Origin of the sequence: Aurantimonas sp. NFXS3 (assembly GCF_049132005.1) — a bacterium.
Taxonomy (GTDB): domain Bacteria; phylum Pseudomonadota; class Alphaproteobacteria; order Rhizobiales; family Rhizobiaceae; genus Aurantimonas; species Aurantimonas coralicida.
Window position 1 is genome coordinate 314,949 of the sequence record NZ_JAGDDZ010000005.1, and the last position, 18,136, is coordinate 333,084.

Genomic DNA, 18,136 nt, shown 5'->3' on the forward strand with positions numbered 1-18,136 from the left:
TCAACCGTTCGGGATGCTTCGGTCATACTGCGACGTCCACAGTACCCATTCCCGCATGGTCGCGGCCTTGCCCTTCTCGGTAGCCGGCGCCTGCATGATGAAGCACTTGTCGGCCGTGCCGCCCTCGCCCGAGCGCCGGTCCTGGACGGTGAACGGCACGCCATTGAGCCCGCCTTCCCGCTGCTGTTCAAGAAGCTGCGTCAGGTAGCGGTGCGTCGGCGACGTGTGCTGCAGCTTGATCGAGATCTGCGCGCCCTTGCCGGCGTGCTGGGAGAAGATGCCCGAGCCGTCGGCGCCGATCAGGCCGGTGCCGATGTCCTCGCCCTCGGAGACGGCGATCGCATCGTCGCCCTCCCACATGCCGAGGATAGACCGCTGATTGATCGTCGCGGTGACGTCGATGTAGCTGTACGCGGAGGTCTGTGCCATTTTCCGAGGCCCCTATCAGTAGCGGACGTTGATCTGGGCCTGCGCGTAATGCACAGCGCCGGCAGCGCGATAGTTGACGACGATCGGCGGTGCGATGCGCGCCTTGCGCTGCGAGGCCGGGACCGAGAAGACGTCCGGGACGGTGATCTCATAGGGCGGCAGACGCTCGCCGGTCTCCTCGTCGTAGTCCACCGCCACCAGCCCGGCCCGGTCGGCCTGCTGCATGACCGTGCGGGCGCCGGAGGCCAGAAGGTTCAGGCCCGGATTGTCGAACGAGACCCGGGCGTTGTTCAGGAGGACGCCGAGGATCTCCTCCTCCATGCGCGCCACCATCCAGTCGCCCGAATGGATCTCGTCGATGAAGACGTTGGGCGTCAGGGTCGTGCCGAACTGGGTATGGTTACGGCCGCCGATATCGACATAGGCATTGGCGACGTGGCCGCTGATCTTGTCCTCGCCCAGCGCCGGCACGAAGCCGGTGATCGCCTGGAGCGCTGCGGAACCGATATTGGACGCCGGCAGGCCACGGATGAACTTGAAGGCGCCGGTGTAGGCCGAGTTGGCGCTGTCGAAGCTGTAGGTGCCGAGAAAGGCTGCCAGAGCGAAGCCGGGGAAGTATGCGGCGTTGTCGTGCCAGAAGATCGCCGTGCGCTCCACGGTGCCCTTGTAGCGGGCCGCGACGTTGGTCGTGTCGGCCTCGTCCTTCATCAGCGCGTCGTTGGACGTGATCAGCGCCATCTTCCGATGTGCCTCGATCCACGGAATGACGCCATCGAGCAGCGGGCTGTCGCGGAGATCGGTCTCGACATCGAGCCAGTACCAGCCCGGGTCGACGTCCTGGATGGCGTCCAACGCATCGGTCAGCAGCGCGGCCTTGGCGGCTGCATCGGCGCCGGCGTCGACCGCGGCGGCATCGTAGTAGCCGGCCTTGATCTGAAGCGGCGACGGGCGCTGCGAGAACGCCTGCTGGGCGGCCAGATAGAAATCGTCGGCGGCATCCCAATCGGCGGCGACCTCTTCCATCGATCCGTAGACCTTGGTGAGGTTCGTCGCGTCCAGTTCGCCGGCGACTGCCGTGGAGGTCAGGAACAGCGGAACGCCGAAGCCGCGCCGGCTCGGGAATGCGTCCTGCCGGGTGAGCTGCACGTTGACGACACGGGAATACGGGAGTCGTGCCATGGAGGGAACCTCATGGTTGAAGCCCTAACCGGGCCAGGCTTGATGATGGGAGGGCGGTTGCCCGGTTAGACCCGGCTCGCTTCGACCGGGGCAGTCTCGGCGACGTCGATGACGAGGCCATCGCGGACGATGCCGCGGATTTCCAGATCCATCTGCGCGCGTGCCTGCCACTCTTCGTTCAGGAGCTCGGTCGCGTCGCGGATCTGCGATGTCTCGAACAGGGACAGCGGAGCGAGGCTTTCCAGCGCCGTGGGCACGTGCTGCGCCGTCTTGATCTTGCGTAGGAGCGTCTTGCCGCCGTCGCCGTAGACGTTCAGCGAGAACATCCAGAACCAGTCGCGCACCGGCGCCTGGCGGATCGTCTCGTCCTCGGTGCCTTCGTCCGTCACCGGATATTCGTATTCGCTCGGGTGCTCGTGTACCGCGTCCGCCATCGTCAGGTTGATGACGCCGTAGGGTTCTGCCGGCTCCGGCCCACCCTGGTAACTGTCGATCCAGAGAATGCCCGTCGCGTCGGCGATCCAGTTGCGGGTGGCGTCCAGGACCTCGACCTCGGTCATCGCAGAGCCCCGAGAATGGCCCGCGTGTAGCCGCCGAGCTTCTGCCAGTTGTCAATGTGGAGCACCTTGTGGCTGGCATTGCCGTCAATGATCCGATCGCCGGATTTCAGCTCGTGGCGGGTGATGATCTTGTCTTTTGCCTCACTGCGAATCCCCGACGGGAGGTTGGCGAACTCATCGCCCGAGAGAGGCTGGATAGAGGCACGGATGGTCGTCGTGGTCGTCGCGCCCGGCACCCACTTGCCGTTCACATAGGCACCTTCGGCATCGCGCTCGTGCGTGACGCTGGTGGTCGTGTGGCCGTTGAAGGCGGAGGCGAGGTTGAGCATTGTCAGTCCTCGATTTTCCAAGATATCGAAGACCGGAGGCGGCCGGTGTCGATGAGCGGATTCGAGCTGCCCTTCTGCCGGATGGTCGACGGCGCGTTCGGAGGACTGTCGAGAGCCGTAATTTCGGCTTGGATTTTGCCTTGGAAGTAGATGCCGAGGCGGGCCATAGCGGCCTGCATCGAAATCTCTCCGCGCATGATCTGCGCCGCCGCTTTGCCGGTCACGCTGCGGATGCCGTGGTCGTTCCCGCGAACGGCATTTCTGATGAACGGCCGCTCTGGAATGGTGCGAGTCCCGAACTCGTTATAGATGCCAATCGCGACGAGATCGCCGGGCGCCTGGCCGGAGGGCAGCCCGACTTTCACGGTCGAAGGGCCGCGCAAGGCAGCCGCGACCTTGTTCACGTCGAGATATGTGGTCCGAACAACTTTCCCGGTGAACATCAGGCGACCATTGGCCCGCCGAAATTGGCTCGCCGTAGCGCCAGGAAGCGCTTCCCGTATTCGGTGGCGGAAAGCCCCGACAGATCGCCCGACGCGGCTCCTGCCCCCTCGCCTGTTCCGGCGTAGCTCACCTGCACCTCGCCGACGCGATAGGACTTCACTGCCCCCGTCGTCGTCATGCTGGACGCGCCGTCGCCGTCCGGGTTGGCCCGCTCGACCGCGCCTTCCGTGACCAGCATGTGCGCAGTCAGCAGCATGATGGCTGGGGCATAGTCCCGCTCCAGCCATGAGGTTGAAACCGACCGCTGTGCGTCCTCGATCACCGCCGAAACGGTCTCCGTGGGCACATTCGCGAATTCGGCGTACCGAGCTTTCAGGGCGGCAGCGGTCGGCACGGTGTAGGCCATGATCAGTCCTCGGCCTTGTTCGCCTCGACGAAGGCGGTCTTGTCCTCGCGGGAGAACTCGTCGAACCCGGACACGTCGTCCTTGCGCAGACCCTTGGTGACCTGCTCGTCGCCCTGGAAGACGGCGAACCAGCCGGGCGAGGTCGCCTTGACCTCGTAGGCGGCGGTGGGCGCGCTCTCCGTCTCGGACGGGCCCGCTGCGAAGCCGCGAAGCTCATCCCGCTTCAGGCCGGCAAGGGCGCGCTCTGCGGGCTCCTCGTCGGCCTCGATGACGCCCAGCTTCAGCCAAGTCCGCACGGCATTGCCGCCGGAGACCATCCGCCAGTTTTCGATCTTCGCCGTCTTGCCCGGCTGGACCGTGACGCCGCCCATCGTGAGCGGCGCCGTATGCTTGTTCGTGACATTGGCAGCGGTCATGCCGCGCTCCTTTTGCTGAAGGCGAACTCGCCATAGTGGTGTTTTTCGGCCTCGTCGCGGGCGGCGATTGCTTCCTGAAGCTCATGGAAATCGCCGAGCAACAGCGTCCGTCCGTCAACGACAATCCGCGCGTGCCACTTCTGCGTATCTTTGCGCCACGACACACCCTTCCGTCCGGACTTGTTGTTTCGGTGCGGACCGGAATTGATGTTGTTCTGCGACCGGGTGGCCTCGCGAAGATTATCCCAGCGATTATCATCACGACTGCGGTTCTCGTGATCGATATCGAAGCCTGTAGGCCACTCCCCCGTCATGATGAGCCATGCGAGGTGCTGCGCGCGATACTGCCGCCCGAACAGGATGATGTGACGATACCCGTCCTTTATCGTGCCAGCCTCATCCCCCGGATGGATGGCGCCGCCGTGACCATGGGTTTCGATCTTCCACCGGAAGATGCCCGTGACGGGATCGTAGGACAGGAGCGCGAGCACTTCCTCACGCGTGAAATCTCGTCTATTACGACGATCAGCCATCTTGACCTCCGAACAGGTTGGGCTGGTTAGAAAGGCCGGGGTGTTGAAGCACCTTCGGCCTTTCGTTCTTAGCATGTTCCGCTCAGGAACTATATGCCGTCGCCGTAGCGAACTTCCTTCGGGCGACGGATATCGAGGCCGCCCAGCCGGAAGACGCCCGGAACGACCCAGTGCAGCGGGCCATCCTGGAACACCGGCAAGAACCGGTGCGGCATCGGGATATGCAGCTTCAGCACCGAAGGATCGCGGCGGTAGGCCACCATGCGCGCCGTATCGCCGGCACCAGCCGTGGAGAGGCCGCGCACCGTGCGGATCGTCAGTTCCTGGCCCGTCATCGCGGTGACGACGTTGTTGCGGCGCAGGAAGTCGAGGATCGTGCCCTGGGTATCGCCGAGACGGTTGGAGGCGAGGATGCTCAGCTTCTCGTAGGGAAGCAGGAGCGTGTTCGCCATCGCCGTTTCCTTCGTGTCGGTGGTGATGCCGAGCAGCACCTCGTTCACGTCGGCGAGGATCTGATCCTCGGTGGCAGTCGCCCAGGCACCGGTCGTCACGCTCGCGGCGGTGACCGCCGCATTGTCGATCAGGCCCTTGAAGTTCTTGGTCGCGTCGCCGGCCAGAGCCACACGATCGACCATCTCCTCGTAGGCCCGACGTGCCGCCATGGCATCGTCGTTGGAGAGATTGCGGCCGGTCATCATGGCCACGTTGATCTCTTCCCAGCCGTAGCCGTAGCCGATCGCCGCAGTGTAGACGGCGGTCTTGTGCTCGTTCAGCTCGGAGCCGGCCATCGGGATGTCATCGGCATTGCCGTTGATCCAGTCGGCCCGACCGACCTTGTCGCTCGAGTAGTAGGTGACCGTCTGGGCGAAGGGGTTCGCCGAGGTGTCCACCGGGATGAGCGACGGATACTGGATGTCGGGGTAGACGGTCTCGTTGACCCCCTGCTCGACATGGGTGGTCTGCGAGCGGACGAAGCCGGTTGCAGCCTGGGCGTCAAAGACGTGCTGGTTCATGATCGGGTCTCCTTAGCCCAGACGGAGCATGGCGAGGCCGGCACCAGAGGTGCTGGATTCCCACCGCGCATTCGGAATGGCCACGACGCCCGCGCCGACGGCAGTCTTGCCGATGACGCCAGAGGCGAGCGTGACAGTGACGATGTCGGCCGGGGTCACCGCGACCGCGACCTCGACCCAGATGACGCCCTTGCGCATGATCAGCGCGGACTCGTACTGGGCGAAGGCGTTCGGCGTTTCCGGCCGCACACCGCGCTCGCGCATGGTGATGCCGACGTAGGTCTGCGCCGTCATGCCGGTGAGATCGGACTTGCAGCCCTTGTCAGCGGTGCCCTGCTGGACGACCTTGCCGAAGCCGACCCCGGCAGCCGTCTCGACGGTGCGGGAGATCAGATCGACCGGCTCCATGTTGGCCCGCATACCGGCGCGGGCCGCATCCATGGTCTCGTTGTAGGTGGACTGGACAGCCATTTACTTCGCTCCCTTCCAGGCGTCGCCGAGGCGCGCTTCGTAGGCCGACTGGCCGTTGTCGGTGACCGGGGCCGGCTTGCCGTCGGCGAGTGCGCGGGCGACCGGATCGGTGCCCTTCTTGGCGTCCTCGGCGAGGATGTCGAAGCGAGCATCGACGTAGGCGGCAGACTTGCCCTCGACCGCAGCATCGCCGAGCTTGGCGACCACGACGGCCTTGCGGATGTCGGCATCGGAGACGCCGGTCGTCTTCACGTCCTTGGCGATGGCGCCGGCCAGCGCGACGAGATCGCCGCGGTCCTGGACGCGCTTGTCGAGATCGGCGTCGGACAGGATCTTGCCCTTCGCGTCGTCGAGGGCAGCATGTGCCTTCGCGATTTCCTCGTCCTTCGCAGCAACCGCGACGGTATGGGCGTTCTCGGCATCTGCGAGAGCCCGCGTCATGGAAGCCTTGAAGGCCTCCAGCTTTGCGGCGTCGGACGCGGCGATCTGCACCGCGCTATCCCCGACGACCACGGTGGTCAGATCAGCCATGGGTGGCTCCTTTGGAGTGTGGTCTTGGAGGGGCGTGGCGCCCCAGGTGGTAGTGCGGTTGCCCGCGTCGTCCGCACTGTCGCCAATGCGAGCCTCGTCACCTGCGCGCGCTCGATCGACGAGGGCGAGGTGGTTGATCTTGATGCCGACCTGGCGGCCGTCATACGCCTCGCCTTCGGGCGTGGTGCCGGGCGTCATGTCGAGCTGGCAGACATAGCCTGCCGAAAGCTGCCGCTTGCCGCTGTCCAGCGCAGCGATGGCCTTCGCGTCCTTCAGGATGAGGGGCAGGGAAACCCACTTGCCATCGACCTGTGCGGCCGTGGACACCTCGCCGACGGCCAATTCGCGCCAGTTGTCAGCCGATACCTGCTCGCTGGGATGATCGATCGTGACCGGAGCGTGGGAGAACGACTGGAGGCTGTCCTGCGAGAAAACTTCCTCGGGGCTGCGATAGATGCTGACGATGGCCTTGTCCGCCACGCCGCACTCGTGGCCGGCATAGTGCTGAATCCCGACGCGGACACTCTTGGCCGTGGCGACGAGAAAGCCATCGGCCGTCCGGCGGGTTGCGCCAGACACCGTTACGGCGTCGATGAACTGCATCAGACGATTCCCCATGCGATGAGCGCCAGCCACAGCGCCTTGCAGACGATGTGCAGTGCCTGATCCTGCGCGAAGGTCGTGGCACCGCGCGTCTTTGCCTCGTCGATCATCGTGTGCAGAACCCATTCGGCGATGCCGAGGGCGACCGAGCCGGTGACGAGGAAGACGGCGCCGCCCTGGATGCCTGCGTGGGCGATCAGGTGGTAGGCGCGCAGCGGGCCCTTCTGCTTTGCCGAGGACAGGAAGTCGCCCTGCAACGGATAGTCGGCGATCCAGTGGGCGACGAGTAGCATCAGCGCCAGCGAGGCAAGCCCGCCGTCGATCAGCATGTGCATGGGCTTTGCCCTCGATTGTGGTATGTTTGCCGGCGTTACTATTGGAGCCGGCGTGCAATGACCTCGGAGCGTGAACTGCGCGAAGCCGTGCGACGGTTGTTGGATTCACTCGCTCCGATAGTCGAAACCTACGGAGGGCTTGATCCCAACGTGCTCGTCGACTTGATCTCCGACGACTTCGATACGTCGAACGAGGCGATCGAAGCCGCGATCAGAGACGAGGCGAACAAGCGAGAGATTCCATTGGTCCCCGTTCACCACCACACCGAGCACTGATGACGACCGACCGCGAACTCAAAACCCTGATCCTCGACCTCACCCTCAAGGTGATGGACTTGCAGGCTCAGGTCCGGCGCTTGGAAGAGGCACATGAGCGTCATCACCGGGCGACGTTCGACTGGTGCGCCCCGCAGTCCCTCAAGGCCGAGATCGCGTCGATTGATGGCGTCGGGTTCGATGAAACGGTGCCGCCGGACGATGTGGCCGGCTCGCTTGATGAATGGCTGAAGCGCGGGCGCTAGAACCGCTCCCCGTCGATCTCGACGATGCCGCGCGCGACACATCGGCACTGAATAGGCTGGCCCGGCGGAAGCCCCTGCTCCGCGCCCGTGGGCTCGCCGTATTTGTATTCCTTGCCGTCCAGCTTCCGGTGGCGCTCGCGAACTCTCTCGTCTCGGCTGCTCATCCAGACGTAGGAGGTGACGCCGGCTTGCTCATGCCGGCGGCGGTTGAGATCGGAGGTCAGCTTCGACACCTGATCTCTGGCGATGAGCTTGGCCCGGCTGTCGAGCACACCGAACTCTTCCGTCATTCGCTTGCGCAGTTGCGCCGCCGTCTGGCCCTGCAGGATCGCCTGGTAGGTTGCCTGCTCGACCCGCTTCACAGCGTCGTCGCCGAGCGACTTGATCAGGCTCGCGTTACGCGCCGCCGCCGTGGTCAGGTAGTCAGCAAGGTCCTCCTGGCTCACCACCGCGGCGAGATCGATCCCGATGGTCGACCGGACCGAGGCCATCCACTTCTTGGTGTGCCGCTCGCTCTCCAGCCGAAGGATGCGCCCGACCATTCCCTCGGCAATGACACCGAGCCGGACGGCCAACTGCTTCAGCCCCTCGAACACGAACTCCCCCAGCGCGTCCTGCGTCATGGCTGACCGCTGACGGGCGATCTCGGCTTCTGCGGCCGGAAGCACGTCGGATCGCACCGCGGCCGCCAGTGACCGCAGCATGGCGCGGAGGGCGCGGAGGTATTCGGTCTGGGCGCCCTTGCTGTCGGTGATCGGTGGCAGGGTGATCGTTGGGCGCTTGGTCTTCGTCGCGGCCATGCGGGAGAGGCTGTAGGACTGCACGTCAGCGCTGCGGAAGGACCAGACCCATCGCCTTCAGACGATCCCGGGCCGCCATCTCGCGATCCTGACGCATGGCGCGATCCTCGAGGTCCGCAACCCGGCGCTCAAGGTCGGCGTAATCCGGCTTTGGCAGCAGGTACGGCGAGGAGTCGCGCAGGAATGCCGACGTCTCGGCGGTGGCGCCCATCGTCTTCATCATGTCCGGTGACGGCATTTCAGTCCTCCTTGACCTCTTCCCAGATTTCCGGTCCCAGCACGATCTTGCCGCGGTACGGCTCGACCGTGGACAGATCGATCGGCGCTTTCGTCAGAGAGACGTGCGTCTGATAGTCGGGGAACCCGTGCTCGGCCCCCGCCCGGATGATGTCGGCGTGGCGCCATGCGAGGCGTGACGATGCGAACATGAGCACCGCCGCCATACCGCCAAGCGGCTCGACCACGCGGGGCCCACCCTCGGGGATCACCATTTGATCCTTGCCGTCGGAACCATACTCGCTGTCGTTGCCGGCCTTGATCCAGTCCAGTGGCTGCCGGCTGTAGATGATCGTGACATGCAGGTCGGGCACGATGTCGGTCATGCCCTGCGACTTCGCCCATGCGATGATGTCGGCAGCGTTCAAGACGTCCCGGCGCACATACAGCGTCCGGGGCGCCGCATCGTTCGCCGCCGCCTGCATCCGGGTGACGTTGGCCGCTGCCGGTGCCTGCTGTGCTGCTCGTGCCGCCTCTTCCTTGCGGGCCTCTGCCTCGAAATCGATCTCGGGCGCATCCGACATCGCGTCCTCGAAGCCGGGCAGGAAGCCATCCTCGATGATGCGGTTGGCGGCAGCCTTGGCCAGCGCCTCTTGCGGGAACAGCCCCATCATATCGTAGCGCTGGATGCTCTCAGAGACCTTGGACGCGACATCGGCGGCGTCCTTCTCCGATAGCTGCCACAGAGGGGCCCAGCGGTAGTGAATGGATGGCGGCCGTTTGCCCAGCGCCGACCAGATCAGGCACTCGTCGAGGACCGACATGGCCGGACGTAGCTCGAGCTCCTGGCCGGCGGAGATGCGGTCGTAATAGTTCCTGAGATCGCTCTCACCCGTCGCGTTCATGCCTGCCGGGCTCTGCCCCAGAAGCCGCGTCACCGGGATATCAGCCGCGCCGGCTGCGATCTGCATGAAGCGGTCCATCACGTCCGGCAGCGTGGCGAAGGTGATTTCCTTCTGCTCGTACTCCTCGTCGGCGTCCATGATCAGGGCATTGTAGAGCCCCTTGATCATCATGGACGTGGACACGCGCTTCTGCAGCCGCGCTTCATAATCCGGGTCCGACGCCATCGCCGTCAGGTTCGGGATTTTGATGATGTCGAGCTTTCCCTCGTGGGTCATCTCCGACACGTTCGCCGCGGTCGCCTCGGCATCCTTCAGCGCGCGAGACACAGCATCGAGGACGCTGTCGCCCCACGTCGTCGCGACGGTGGTTTCCACGTTCGGCAGCGGGGCGCCGATGAACCGCACCAGGCGCGACGGATGAACGATCACCTGAGCGCCCGTGCCTGTCTGCAGGGTGTAGATCTTGGGCGTGCCGTACCAGGGCGAGGTGACGTCGGTTTCCAGTTCGCCGGCTGCCAGCCGGGTGCAGGTCAGGACCGGCAGATACCGAAGCCCCCCTCCGGCCAGCCGCTCGGGCCGCAGTTCCTCGGACTGGTTCGTCGTGCCATCGCCGATGAACATCGCAGCGCCGCCATACAGCCGCGCCTTCGTCTTGGCCTCCAGCGCCTTGCCGCGGACGTTCAGCCGCTTTTCCTCGGCCTCGATCTTCTCGATCTGGTCGTTCTCGGCCTGCCAGTCGCGCCATTCCCGGCACATATCCATGGCGGGGATGTCGATGACCTTCCGGGTCAGCCACGAGCCCCGATAGGCCGCTTCCAGCTCCATCGGGTCCATGGGGGCGAAGTTATAAGTCGCGCCCTGCGATTTCCCCTTACCAAGCCCCTGGCCGGTGAAGATGTTGACGATGGAATCGAGAAACCGCACCGGCTACTTTCCTTTTTTCGGTGGGTTCTGGATCAGGTGGCGGCCGACTGCGGGAAGGGTTTTGGCGACTGCCATAGCGCCCTTCTTCCGGGCCTCGGACAACATGGCGCGACGCTGGGCGCATGATTTGCAGGGCATGGGTGTTGCCCTCCGGACTCTTTTCAGGATCCAAACACCGGCGTACCGTGCCGGCATGGCTGACGATCGCTACACCCTCAGGATGGACGACAACTGCACGTGGTCGGTCGTCGACATCTTCACGAATTTCCCCGCTGAGGTGGGCGACAAGATTTTGGTCCGCATGGACATGGAAGAGGCTGACGACATGGTCGACCTACTCAATACGCTGGACCGAAAGCGGCGAGCCGCTCAGTCTGAAGCCTGACCCCATGCCTCACGATCGATATACTATCAGGTGGAACGCCGTCGGCCGATGCAGCATCATTGACATCTTCACCGATGAGGCCGCCACCATCGGACGCTTCCACATGGTCAACCTGCTCCCCGGCGAGGCTGCCGATATGGCGGAGGTCTTGAATGACGCGGATCGACTGAAGCGTCGCCGGTGGTCTATGGCTGACGACTAGAGCCCCTGCCGTTTCACAGCTCGCATCAACAGGATGGCGAGCAATGTTCCGATGGCGTTCATGATTTGCCGCTTCAGCCATCCGACCATCATCACCCCCATGCGGCGAGGTTGTAGTTCGAGCCGGTGAGCATCAGGTCCGTCATCGCCCAGACCAGCGCGTCGGCCCGGTCCGGTGATCCACTGCCCTGGTATCCATCCGTCGTGAACATCGCCATCTGGTCTTCGAGCTCGACGAAGGTCCCGACGTGGTGCGCCCGGGCGGGGTAGCCGTCGCGATCCTCATACAGGCCGGCAATGGGCTCGGCCCGGACATGCTTGCCTCTGGAGGCCGTCACCAGTTGGACCGGCACCGTGTTGTCGGCCAGTTTGATGGTGCTCTCGACCATCGCGCCGCCGTAGTTCGCTTCCGCAACCACCTTGTCGGCACGCCACTTGGCATGCATCTCGACAACGCGGCGCCCCCAGCCGGCAGGCGACAGGCGACACGTCGCGTCTTCCAGCACGTAGGCGTGACCATCGACACCCTTGCCGACGACGATGATGCCCTGGCTGTCGCCGCCCATGCCGTCCGAACCCGATGGGTCGACGCCGATCACGATGCGGGTCAGATCTGGCGGTGAAGCTCCACGCCCGGCGTCGATGCGATCCTGCGGCCAGAGCGTACCGGGTACCTCGGAGAGATACTTGCCCTCCTTGAAGCGCTGACGCTGCCGCTCTGGTAGCGTGTCGAGCTCCTCGAGGTAGGCAGCCGGCAGGTGCGGATTGTCATCCGGGTTCAGCGTGACGTAGGCGCGGGTGCCGGCCGGAAGTGGAAGCCTGTTCTCTGGCCTCACGCCCTCAACGAACTCGCGATAGGTCCAGTGGGACCGGCCGACCGGGTTCAGATCGTAATAGGCCTTGAGCGGGAGGTCTCGACCGTCGCGCCGCTTCACGTTCTGCGCGAGGCGGGTACGGAGCGTCAGGATGGTTTCGTAGGCGATCTGCGAACACTCGTTCGAATAGATCGTCGCGAATTCCTTGCCGAGGATCTTCTCGACCCGCTCCTTGTCGTCGAGGCCTCCGAACCAGATCTCGGCGCCATCCGGCATCGTGATGAACTGGTCCTGCTTGTTCTGGGTGTACGGGACGCCGGGATAGGCTGCCCGCATCATCGCCGGCCAGGTGTCCATCATCACGGCCTGCCGAACGTCGATGTTGTGCAGCCGGGCGATGAGGTGGCGTGAGCTGGGAGCGGCGAGCGCACGCGTCGCGACGCAGTAGCAGAACCCGAACGTCTTCCCCGACCGCGACCCGCCATAGCCGAGAATATGGCGGGATGGCCCAGCGGCGGCGTTGCGCAGTTCCTGCTGTTTCGCCGTGAGGCTAAAGGTCAGCATCCGGGCCAGCGATGTTGACCGTCACATTCCCGCTTGTCTCGACCTGGTCCTTGAACGCCTGTACCTCGACGTGCTTGCCGATCAGTTCGAGGCGCTTGACGCGATCGGACAGCTTCAGCTTCCGGATCACGCCAACAGTCACGCCCTCCTCCTTCACCTCCTCGACATCGAGGCCGGCAACAAGGCCCTTGCGCCAAATCGGGGGCCAATCCTGGACCGGCCGGAGTGATCCGTTCTCGTCATAGAGATCGGCCACGTCGGCCTCGGCTTCGTCGGCGAGGCGGCGGAGCAACCAATCGGCGTCGACCCGGGTGCGGGTGGAGCGGGCGGTCTTGGCTTCGGCGATGGCGGCCGAAACCTCAACATCCTTCAACAGCCGCTGGCCTTGCGAATAGGCCGTCTTCTGGCTGTAGCCGGCCCTGATGGCCGCCTGGGTCGCGTTCAAGTCGTGGAGATATTCCTCGACGAAGCGTCCCCGCTTCTCGCCGAGCGCCATGACCATGTCCTTGGGTGATGAAAAAGAAAAGGGCCAGCTTCCGCTGACCCATAAGACCCCATCCGTGCCGCCTAGCTATCGCTGGGGCTGGGTCCGAGCGTGCGCGTCATCATGCGCATCAAACGGGGGGCGTCCTGCGTGGATGGTTGGCATGATAGTGAGGGACAGTCAATACGGTTTCATACCGTTTCATACCGTTGCACACCCCTCGTCACTAGGCAGCCTCCAGCACGTCCAGCGGCACCCGGATATCATCTACAGCACCACCGAACAGCGTCATGCCCAATCTGGCGAACCCGCCCCCGATCGCTACGACCGGCACGACCATGCCATCGAAGGGGCCGTCCATGACCCGAACATCATCCCCTACTGAAAATTCCCTATGGGTGCGCATGTGCTTCTGCGCCTCGGGAGCGTTTAGGCCGGTCGCGGTGCGCCGGATCAGACGGCGCACCTCCTTGTTCGGAAGCAGCATGGGCCTTCCGTCCAAGCCGGCTACGACTCCCGTGATGCATGGTAGGTTGAACAACCTGAACCAGAGCGGCCTTCCCCTCTCGAACCCTGCCAGCACGTAACGTGGAGCAACCGCCATGCGGACTTCGCGTTTCGGCAGCCGAAGCTGTCGGGATTTTTTGCTGGAGTGCCGGTATTCCACACGCACCGGGACAAACGTCCGGAGCCCATACCGACGCAGGATCTTCTGCGCGACGAACTCCTTCTGTGGCGGCACCTGCAGCGCATACCAGTTCAGATCTGCGGCGACTTCGAGAATGTCGGGGGAGACGTCATAGTCTGACATCCGGTCCCGCATTGGTGGCATGGATGTGGGGCTGGTCTTGTCCTGCATCATGGCTCCTCGTGTGGCGGCGAGGAGCCCGGAACGGGGCGTCGTGAGCGGGGGTGATTGTGTGGTGTGTTCGCTATCGGGTCAACTCGTTTTCAGGGCGAGCGTGTAGAAGATCGAGGGTCTGCCGCGGCGCCCCTCACCCTCCCTGCGGATCCACACCTCGCCATCCTCCGCAAGCGACGTCATCACAGTCGTGATCTGCGCCGACTTCGCCCTGCCCTTCAGGCTGCGCACCAGGTCCGCATGGCTTACCTCTCCGCCAGCCCGGATCAGCCGGACTGCCTCAACCGTGACTACCCTGCGGATGTCCGGATCGATATCCCCATGGGGATGAGGATCGAAGGCGTTGGCGAGGTTCCGGATTGCCCTAGCCCCACGCTCCCGACGCGCATCATCGACGATGGCACCAGCGAAACCTGCGAGCAAGGCTTCAAGCCTCTCGATGCGTGCCTCTAGCTGCGATACCCGGTCCATGTTCCCCTCGCGCGCGTGAATATCTGTTCTGGGACCCGATATTACTGGTAAATCTGATAAACGGCAATAAGCGGTTATGAGAAGGATAGGACGGGAAAAAGCGGGAACACCGTGAACACTGAATAAATATATATATAGAATAGGTACTTAGACCCAGAACGGTGTTCACACCGGTGTTCACGGTGTTCACAAAATTTCCGGCCGGTGTTCACGGTGTTCACGTCGATTTGGGAACACCGTGTGAACACCGACTTGGACACGAAAAAGCCGCCCCGGAGGGCGGCTCTCGTGGCGTGAGTGTGGGGCAGTCAGGCTGCCTGCGGCGGTGCCGGAAGCAGCCTCGGGAGATACGCAAGGGCAGCGCTGTCCTTCCCGGAGAAATAGGCGATCGACCTGTTCGGCAGCCACTCGTCACGGAAGTGGCGGCGCCAGTCGGCCAAGAGGCTCTCCGGATAGGCCTTCGCCTGAACCCGTCGACCATCTTCGAACACGTGAGTGTACGTCGGCAGCGTGTCGGTATCGATGCCATGCTTATCCCGCAGCCATTTGCAGAACATCCGCCCATGGGAGATGTCCGGCATCAACCGCTCCGGCAGCGTGTAGCCCATTATCTCCAACGGGGCGATGAGAGCTTGGGTCATCTCCGTCAGAAGCGAGAAATGGCCGACCGGCACATTCCTCTGGTTCGCGACATACCGCCGGAGGTGATAAGGGACCGAGGGAGTGGCTGGTTTGGCTCTGCCAGCCATCCAGTCATAGACCCACTGGCTGACCTTGACGGCAAACTCCCCGGAGAGCCACTGGGCAAGATTGATTGCCACTTGGGGGTGGACCCAAGTGCCTTGGATGCGCACATCCCCACCCTTGATCGACTGGACAAGCGTCGAAGCCGGAATACCGGTTTCGATAGCCAGAGCGTCCAAAAAAGCTCTCGTGGAACTCACGACGGAGTAGTGGTTCCACCGCTTGCCTGCGGCCTGGCACATCGCTGTAGCGTTGATATAGCCGTCACCGGGTCGCTGATAGATGGTCGATCCCTGGGCCTGGTGAGGGATCAGTTCGAGATGCTGTTGCACTGAAATATCGCTCCTTGGCGAATGGAGCGGAGGCTTCAAAGATCGGTTGACATAATCCGGTGTTGCCCGACATATGGTCTCGTGATCACAACGAAGCCCCCGCAAGGTGGTTTGAAATACGGGCCGCACCTGTTGACGCAGGGCGGCCCGCCCCTTTTGACCTCGACGAATCGGGGCCAGAGACCAACATCACCGATTCCGTGCTGTTCGGCAACGGCCACACCTCATCCGTGCACGTATTCAGAGTCGGTCTCCGTCAGAACGCGGTCGGCGCTATGCGGCTGTGTATAACTTTGGGGATAAGCTTCTCACTCGAGTGTCCGGTACCACGTCACTGGCGTGCCACCCGCGCCCGGCTCGATCTTCTGCAGCTCGAGTTCCTCGGCGTCGACCATTGAGCCCAGCAGGTCTCGCAGATCCCTCGCCTTCATTGAGTGCTGCATTGCCCGTAGCAGCACCTTGTGCTGCACCCGACCGCCGCGCTCTTTGATGATGCGACGGACCCGCTGGGCGGCTGCCTGGTTATCCGTGTCGGCCATATAGTCCGCGGCGCCGACGATCATCGTCTCGGCACTACCGAGCGCGACCGCCTTCCCGAATTCCATGTCCTCGACCGAAACGGAATTCAGGCTGTTGAAAGGGTGGCGGCCGACGGCGACGATCGTCGCGATCCGCAACGCCATCTCGGCCGTCCTGGCATAGAAGCTCGCGCTGTCAGGGTCGGAAAGCTTCGCCTCCACCCGCTTGCTGAACTGGTCGTAGGTGGTTTTCGCATTGGGCCCAGACCATGAAACCACCTGCCGGTTCGGTGTCGGATCCATGTCGGACTGGTTGCGCAGAGTCGCCTGCATAGCGCCGGACCGCTCATAGATGGCGAGCAGCGCGTCTACGATCGAAGCGGGGACTGTCGCAGGATCATGGGTCGGGTCCCGCTCCTCTGGCCGGCCAGCGCCGCCCACGAGCAGGAAGCGGTTCAGGGTGCCATCCTCAACGCTCCCGCCCTCCATGGCTCGCCAGAACTGCTCCGGCGTCGACGCGCCGTAGATCGAGATGGCCGGCGCGTGGATCGTCGCAGCCTCCTTCCCCGCCCATTCCGGCGTGGTGTAGTTGGCGAAGGACTTTCCCCACATCGTCCGCAGAACCTTCGAGATCGAGCGCTCGAAGCCCGACGCCCGCTTGTTGCCGATGCGCGCCATGAAGTCGCCGAACTCGTCCATGGCGCATAGGGACAGCGGTGACCGGACGAGGAAGTTGACGACCGCCGGCATCGAGATGAACTCGGACGGTCCGATGTGATGCGACATCCTGGCGGCCGCGAGGATCCGCTCGATCTGCTGCAAGGCGAAATCCTTGCCGGCGCCCGTCGGCGCCAGGCCGAGAACATAGAGGTGCGTGGCCGATCCGGTCGGACCGACGAACTGCCGCCCGGCCGCGGTACCGACGATCGTCAGCGCGGCGCCCAGGGCAAGCCCCGGCTGCGGCCGCCGGGATGTGTCGCAGATCCATTGGGCGATGTCGCCCACCAGGCCGGGTGGGAATACGGGGTGTGGCGGCTCCGCGGAAGTGGTGGCAAGGGCCACCGTCCCTCCCCCCTGCCCACCGACATCGACAATCACCCCATCCTCATCCGTGACGGTACCGTCGGAGTGTTCGATCAGGCGGCGCGCACGTGAGAGGGCCGCAACGACCTTCCGACCATGGGCCAGCGCCTGCGGATCCTCCGGGGGCATGTGGGCGATTCTGATGGCGCTGAGGTCAGCGCCGTACTGCTTTGCCAGCGCGGCGAGCGTCGCGCCGTTGACGCCGGTGGAGCGGAACGACTTCCATTTCCGGGCGACCTCGCCCGCCTTGTACTTCGACCCGCCAGAGCTCCAGGCGTCCGCCATGGCAAGGCCCTGACTGGATCCGCCCGTCGCAGCATGGACAGCCATGAGCGCCTGCACCCATTCGTCATAGCCGCAGTCGGCCGGGATGTGTCCGAGAAGGTCGGCGATCTCTTCGGGGGTGGTATCGGTCGAGGGCGCAGATGGCGGAGCTAAACCGGCCGGGTCTGGAGCCTTGCGTTGCAGGGGTTCGACGGCTCCACCGCCTCCCTCGCCGGCCACCCCCTCAAGCCACCCGGCCAGCCAGTCAGGGACCGGCGGCGCCTCGGCAGGATCGCCGTCGCACTCGTACTGCCGCCCGTCGGCCATGATCGCGCCGGGCGCAACGATGTAGCCACCATCACCACGGACGTCGACGCCCTTCGGCAGCCGGCCCTTGCGATTGCCGAGGCCACCCGCCTGCCGGAAGATCCAGTGGTTGCCCTCGTTTGGCGTGGCCACAATGGGAATGCCATAAGGCGATGCGCCCGCCCCCTCCATGACAGCCGCCCATGCCTCGACGCCGTCATGCTCCGGATCGTGCCGGTCTGCATCAATGACGAAGAGACCCGACTTGCCGACGTCCAGTGCCGGCGCCGCATCGGGCCACTTCCGCCACCACTCGCGGATGACGGTTGGGTCCGAGCAGGACTGATCCCGCCAGCGGAAGAACGGCATCGGCGCCTTGGCCTTCGGCCCGCCGGACTGCACCGGGAACACGGCGAAGCCCTTGGCGGCAAGCGAAAGCGCGACAGCGAGATTGGCCGGTTCGCCGGTTGGTGGAGGTGTGTCGATACCCAC

24 protein-coding genes are annotated in these 18,136 nt (G+C 64.2%); 3 read left to right on the forward strand and 21 right to left on the reverse strand.

All coding sequences use genetic code 11. The features are described 5' to 3' along the window. The 12 genes from J3367_RS15885 to J3367_RS15940 form a co-directional block, all read right to left on the reverse strand. A complete protein-coding gene (locus J3367_RS15885; RefSeq protein WP_370194371.1) occupies window positions 1-429 on the reverse strand; it encodes a phage structural protein in 429 nt (142 codons plus the stop codon). A 15-nt stretch (window positions 430-444) separates the two neighbouring features. After that, complete coding sequence (locus tag J3367_RS15890) at window positions 445-1,608, reverse strand: DUF3383 family protein (RefSeq protein ID WP_421461618.1); 1,164 nt, start codon at window positions 1,606-1,608, stop codon at window positions 445-447. A 65-nt stretch (window positions 1,609-1,673) separates the two neighbouring features. Beyond that, the gene (locus tag J3367_RS15895) at window positions 1,674-2,168 is read right to left on the reverse strand and encodes a phage neck terminator protein (protein ID WP_421461620.1); all 495 of its coding nucleotides are present in this window, start codon (window positions 2,166-2,168) and stop codon (window positions 1,674-1,676) included. Then, window positions 2,165-2,497: a head-tail adaptor protein gene (locus J3367_RS15900; RefSeq protein WP_421461622.1), complete on the reverse strand. Its 333-nt coding sequence runs from the start codon at window positions 2,495-2,497 to the stop codon at window positions 2,165-2,167. Before J3367_RS15900 ends, J3367_RS15895 begins: the two co-directional genes overlap by 4 nt. Window positions 2,498-2,499: 2 nt before the next feature. Continuing rightward, window positions 2,500-2,940 carry a hypothetical protein gene (locus J3367_RS15905; RefSeq protein WP_421461624.1) on the reverse strand — a complete coding sequence of 147 codons (441 nt, stop codon included), beginning with the start codon at window positions 2,938-2,940 and terminating at the stop codon, window positions 2,500-2,502. Beyond that, the gene (locus J3367_RS15910; protein ID WP_421461625.1) at window positions 2,940-3,347 is read right to left on the reverse strand and encodes a DUF4054 domain-containing protein; all 408 of its coding nucleotides are present in this window, start codon (window positions 3,345-3,347) and stop codon (window positions 2,940-2,942) included. The genes J3367_RS15905 and J3367_RS15910 overlap by 1 nt, the downstream gene beginning before the upstream one ends. 2 nt (window positions 3,348-3,349) lie before the next feature. Continuing rightward, on the reverse strand, window positions 3,350-3,763 hold the full coding sequence (locus J3367_RS15915) for a hypothetical protein (RefSeq protein ID WP_421461627.1): 414 nt from the start codon (window positions 3,761-3,763) through the stop codon (window positions 3,350-3,352). Beyond that, complete coding sequence (locus J3367_RS15920) at window positions 3,760-4,296, reverse strand: HNH endonuclease signature motif containing protein (RefSeq protein WP_421461628.1); 537 nt, start codon at window positions 4,294-4,296, stop codon at window positions 3,760-3,762. Before J3367_RS15920 ends, J3367_RS15915 begins: the two co-directional genes overlap by 4 nt. Before the next feature lie 89 nt (window positions 4,297-4,385). After that, the gene (locus tag J3367_RS15925; protein ID WP_421461630.1) at window positions 4,386-5,309 is read right to left on the reverse strand and encodes a DUF2184 domain-containing protein; all 924 of its coding nucleotides are present in this window, start codon (window positions 5,307-5,309) and stop codon (window positions 4,386-4,388) included. 12 nt (window positions 5,310-5,321) lie between these two features. Further along, the gene (locus J3367_RS15930) at window positions 5,322-5,780 is read right to left on the reverse strand and encodes a structural cement protein Gp24 (RefSeq protein WP_421461632.1); all 459 of its coding nucleotides are present in this window, start codon (window positions 5,778-5,780) and stop codon (window positions 5,322-5,324) included. Further along, the gene (locus J3367_RS15935; protein WP_421461634.1) at window positions 5,781-6,914 is read right to left on the reverse strand and encodes a DUF2213 domain-containing protein; all 1,134 of its coding nucleotides are present in this window, start codon (window positions 6,912-6,914) and stop codon (window positions 5,781-5,783) included. Then, window positions 6,914-7,249, reverse strand: a complete 336-nt coding sequence (locus tag J3367_RS15940; RefSeq protein ID WP_421461636.1) for a DUF3307 domain-containing protein — start codon at window positions 7,247-7,249, stop codon at window positions 6,914-6,916. The genes J3367_RS15935 and J3367_RS15940 overlap by 1 nt, the downstream gene beginning before the upstream one ends. Before the next feature lie 57 nt (window positions 7,250-7,306). Between J3367_RS15940 and J3367_RS15945 the strand changes: the two genes are divergently transcribed. Together J3367_RS15945 and J3367_RS15950 are read left to right on the forward strand one after the other, a co-directional pair. Further along, on the forward strand, window positions 7,307-7,525 hold the full coding sequence (locus J3367_RS15945) for a hypothetical protein (RefSeq protein WP_421461638.1): 219 nt from the start codon (window positions 7,307-7,309) through the stop codon (window positions 7,523-7,525). Beyond that, window positions 7,525-7,770 carry a hypothetical protein gene (locus tag J3367_RS15950; protein ID WP_421461640.1) on the forward strand — a complete coding sequence of 82 codons (246 nt, stop codon included), beginning with the start codon at window positions 7,525-7,527 and terminating at the stop codon, window positions 7,768-7,770. Before J3367_RS15945 ends, J3367_RS15950 begins: the two co-directional genes overlap by 1 nt. On the opposite strand, the gene J3367_RS15955 is transcribed toward J3367_RS15950, so the two are convergent. Genes J3367_RS15955 through J3367_RS15965 form a run of 3 tightly spaced genes read right to left on the reverse strand, consistent with a single transcriptional unit; the run spans window position 7,767 to window position 10,615 of the window. Next, window positions 7,767-8,594 (reverse strand): minor capsid protein, encoded by an 828-nt coding sequence (locus J3367_RS15955; RefSeq protein ID WP_421461642.1) that lies wholly within the window; start codon window positions 8,592-8,594, stop codon window positions 7,767-7,769. The genes J3367_RS15950 and J3367_RS15955 overlap by 4 nt on opposite strands. Window position 8,595: 1 nt before the next feature. After that, window positions 8,596-8,808 carry a hypothetical protein gene (locus tag J3367_RS15960; RefSeq protein ID WP_421461643.1) on the reverse strand — a complete coding sequence of 71 codons (213 nt, stop codon included), beginning with the start codon at window positions 8,806-8,808 and terminating at the stop codon, window positions 8,596-8,598. A 1-nt stretch (window position 8,809) separates the two neighbouring features. Continuing rightward, entirely contained in the window at window positions 8,810-10,615 is a 1,806-nt protein-coding gene (locus J3367_RS15965; protein ID WP_421461645.1) for an anti-CBASS protein Acb1 family protein, read from the reverse strand. On the opposite strand from J3367_RS15965, the gene J3367_RS15970 reads away from it, so the two are divergent. Continuing rightward, a complete protein-coding gene (locus J3367_RS15970; protein WP_421461646.1) occupies window positions 10,596-11,000 on the forward strand; it encodes a hypothetical protein in 405 nt (134 codons plus the stop codon). The two genes, J3367_RS15965 and J3367_RS15970, sit on opposite strands and share 20 nt — an antisense overlap. 293 nt (window positions 11,001-11,293) lie before the next feature. Here J3367_RS15970 and J3367_RS15975 read toward each other — a convergent pair whose 3' ends face one another. The 6 genes from J3367_RS15975 to J3367_RS16000 all read right to left on the reverse strand — a co-directional run bounded on the left by J3367_RS15975 (window position 11,294) and on the right by J3367_RS16000 (window position 18,136). Next, complete coding sequence (locus J3367_RS15975; protein ID WP_421461647.1) at window positions 11,294-12,580, reverse strand: phage terminase large subunit; 1,287 nt, start codon at window positions 12,578-12,580, stop codon at window positions 11,294-11,296. Then, window positions 12,567-13,076 carry a terminase small subunit gene (locus J3367_RS15980; protein ID WP_421461649.1) on the reverse strand — a complete coding sequence of 170 codons (510 nt, stop codon included), beginning with the start codon at window positions 13,074-13,076 and terminating at the stop codon, window positions 12,567-12,569. Before J3367_RS15980 ends, J3367_RS15975 begins: the two co-directional genes overlap by 14 nt. A 214-nt stretch (window positions 13,077-13,290) precedes the next feature. After that, complete coding sequence (nusG, locus tag J3367_RS15985; RefSeq protein ID WP_421461651.1) at window positions 13,291-13,923, reverse strand: transcription termination/antitermination protein NusG; 633 nt, start codon at window positions 13,921-13,923, stop codon at window positions 13,291-13,293. A gap of 81 nt (window positions 13,924-14,004) precedes the next feature. Continuing rightward, on the reverse strand, window positions 14,005-14,397 hold the full coding sequence (locus J3367_RS15990; protein WP_421461652.1) for a hypothetical protein: 393 nt from the start codon (window positions 14,395-14,397) through the stop codon (window positions 14,005-14,007). Between the two features lie 308 nt (window positions 14,398-14,705). Further along, window positions 14,706-15,473 carry a KilA-N domain-containing protein gene (locus J3367_RS15995; RefSeq protein ID WP_421461654.1) on the reverse strand — a complete coding sequence of 256 codons (768 nt, stop codon included), beginning with the start codon at window positions 15,471-15,473 and terminating at the stop codon, window positions 14,706-14,708. A 308-nt stretch (window positions 15,474-15,781) separates the two neighbouring features. Further along, on the reverse strand, window positions 15,782-18,136 hold the full coding sequence (locus tag J3367_RS16000; RefSeq protein WP_421461655.1) for a bifunctional DNA primase/polymerase: 2,355 nt from the start codon (window positions 18,134-18,136) through the stop codon (window positions 15,782-15,784).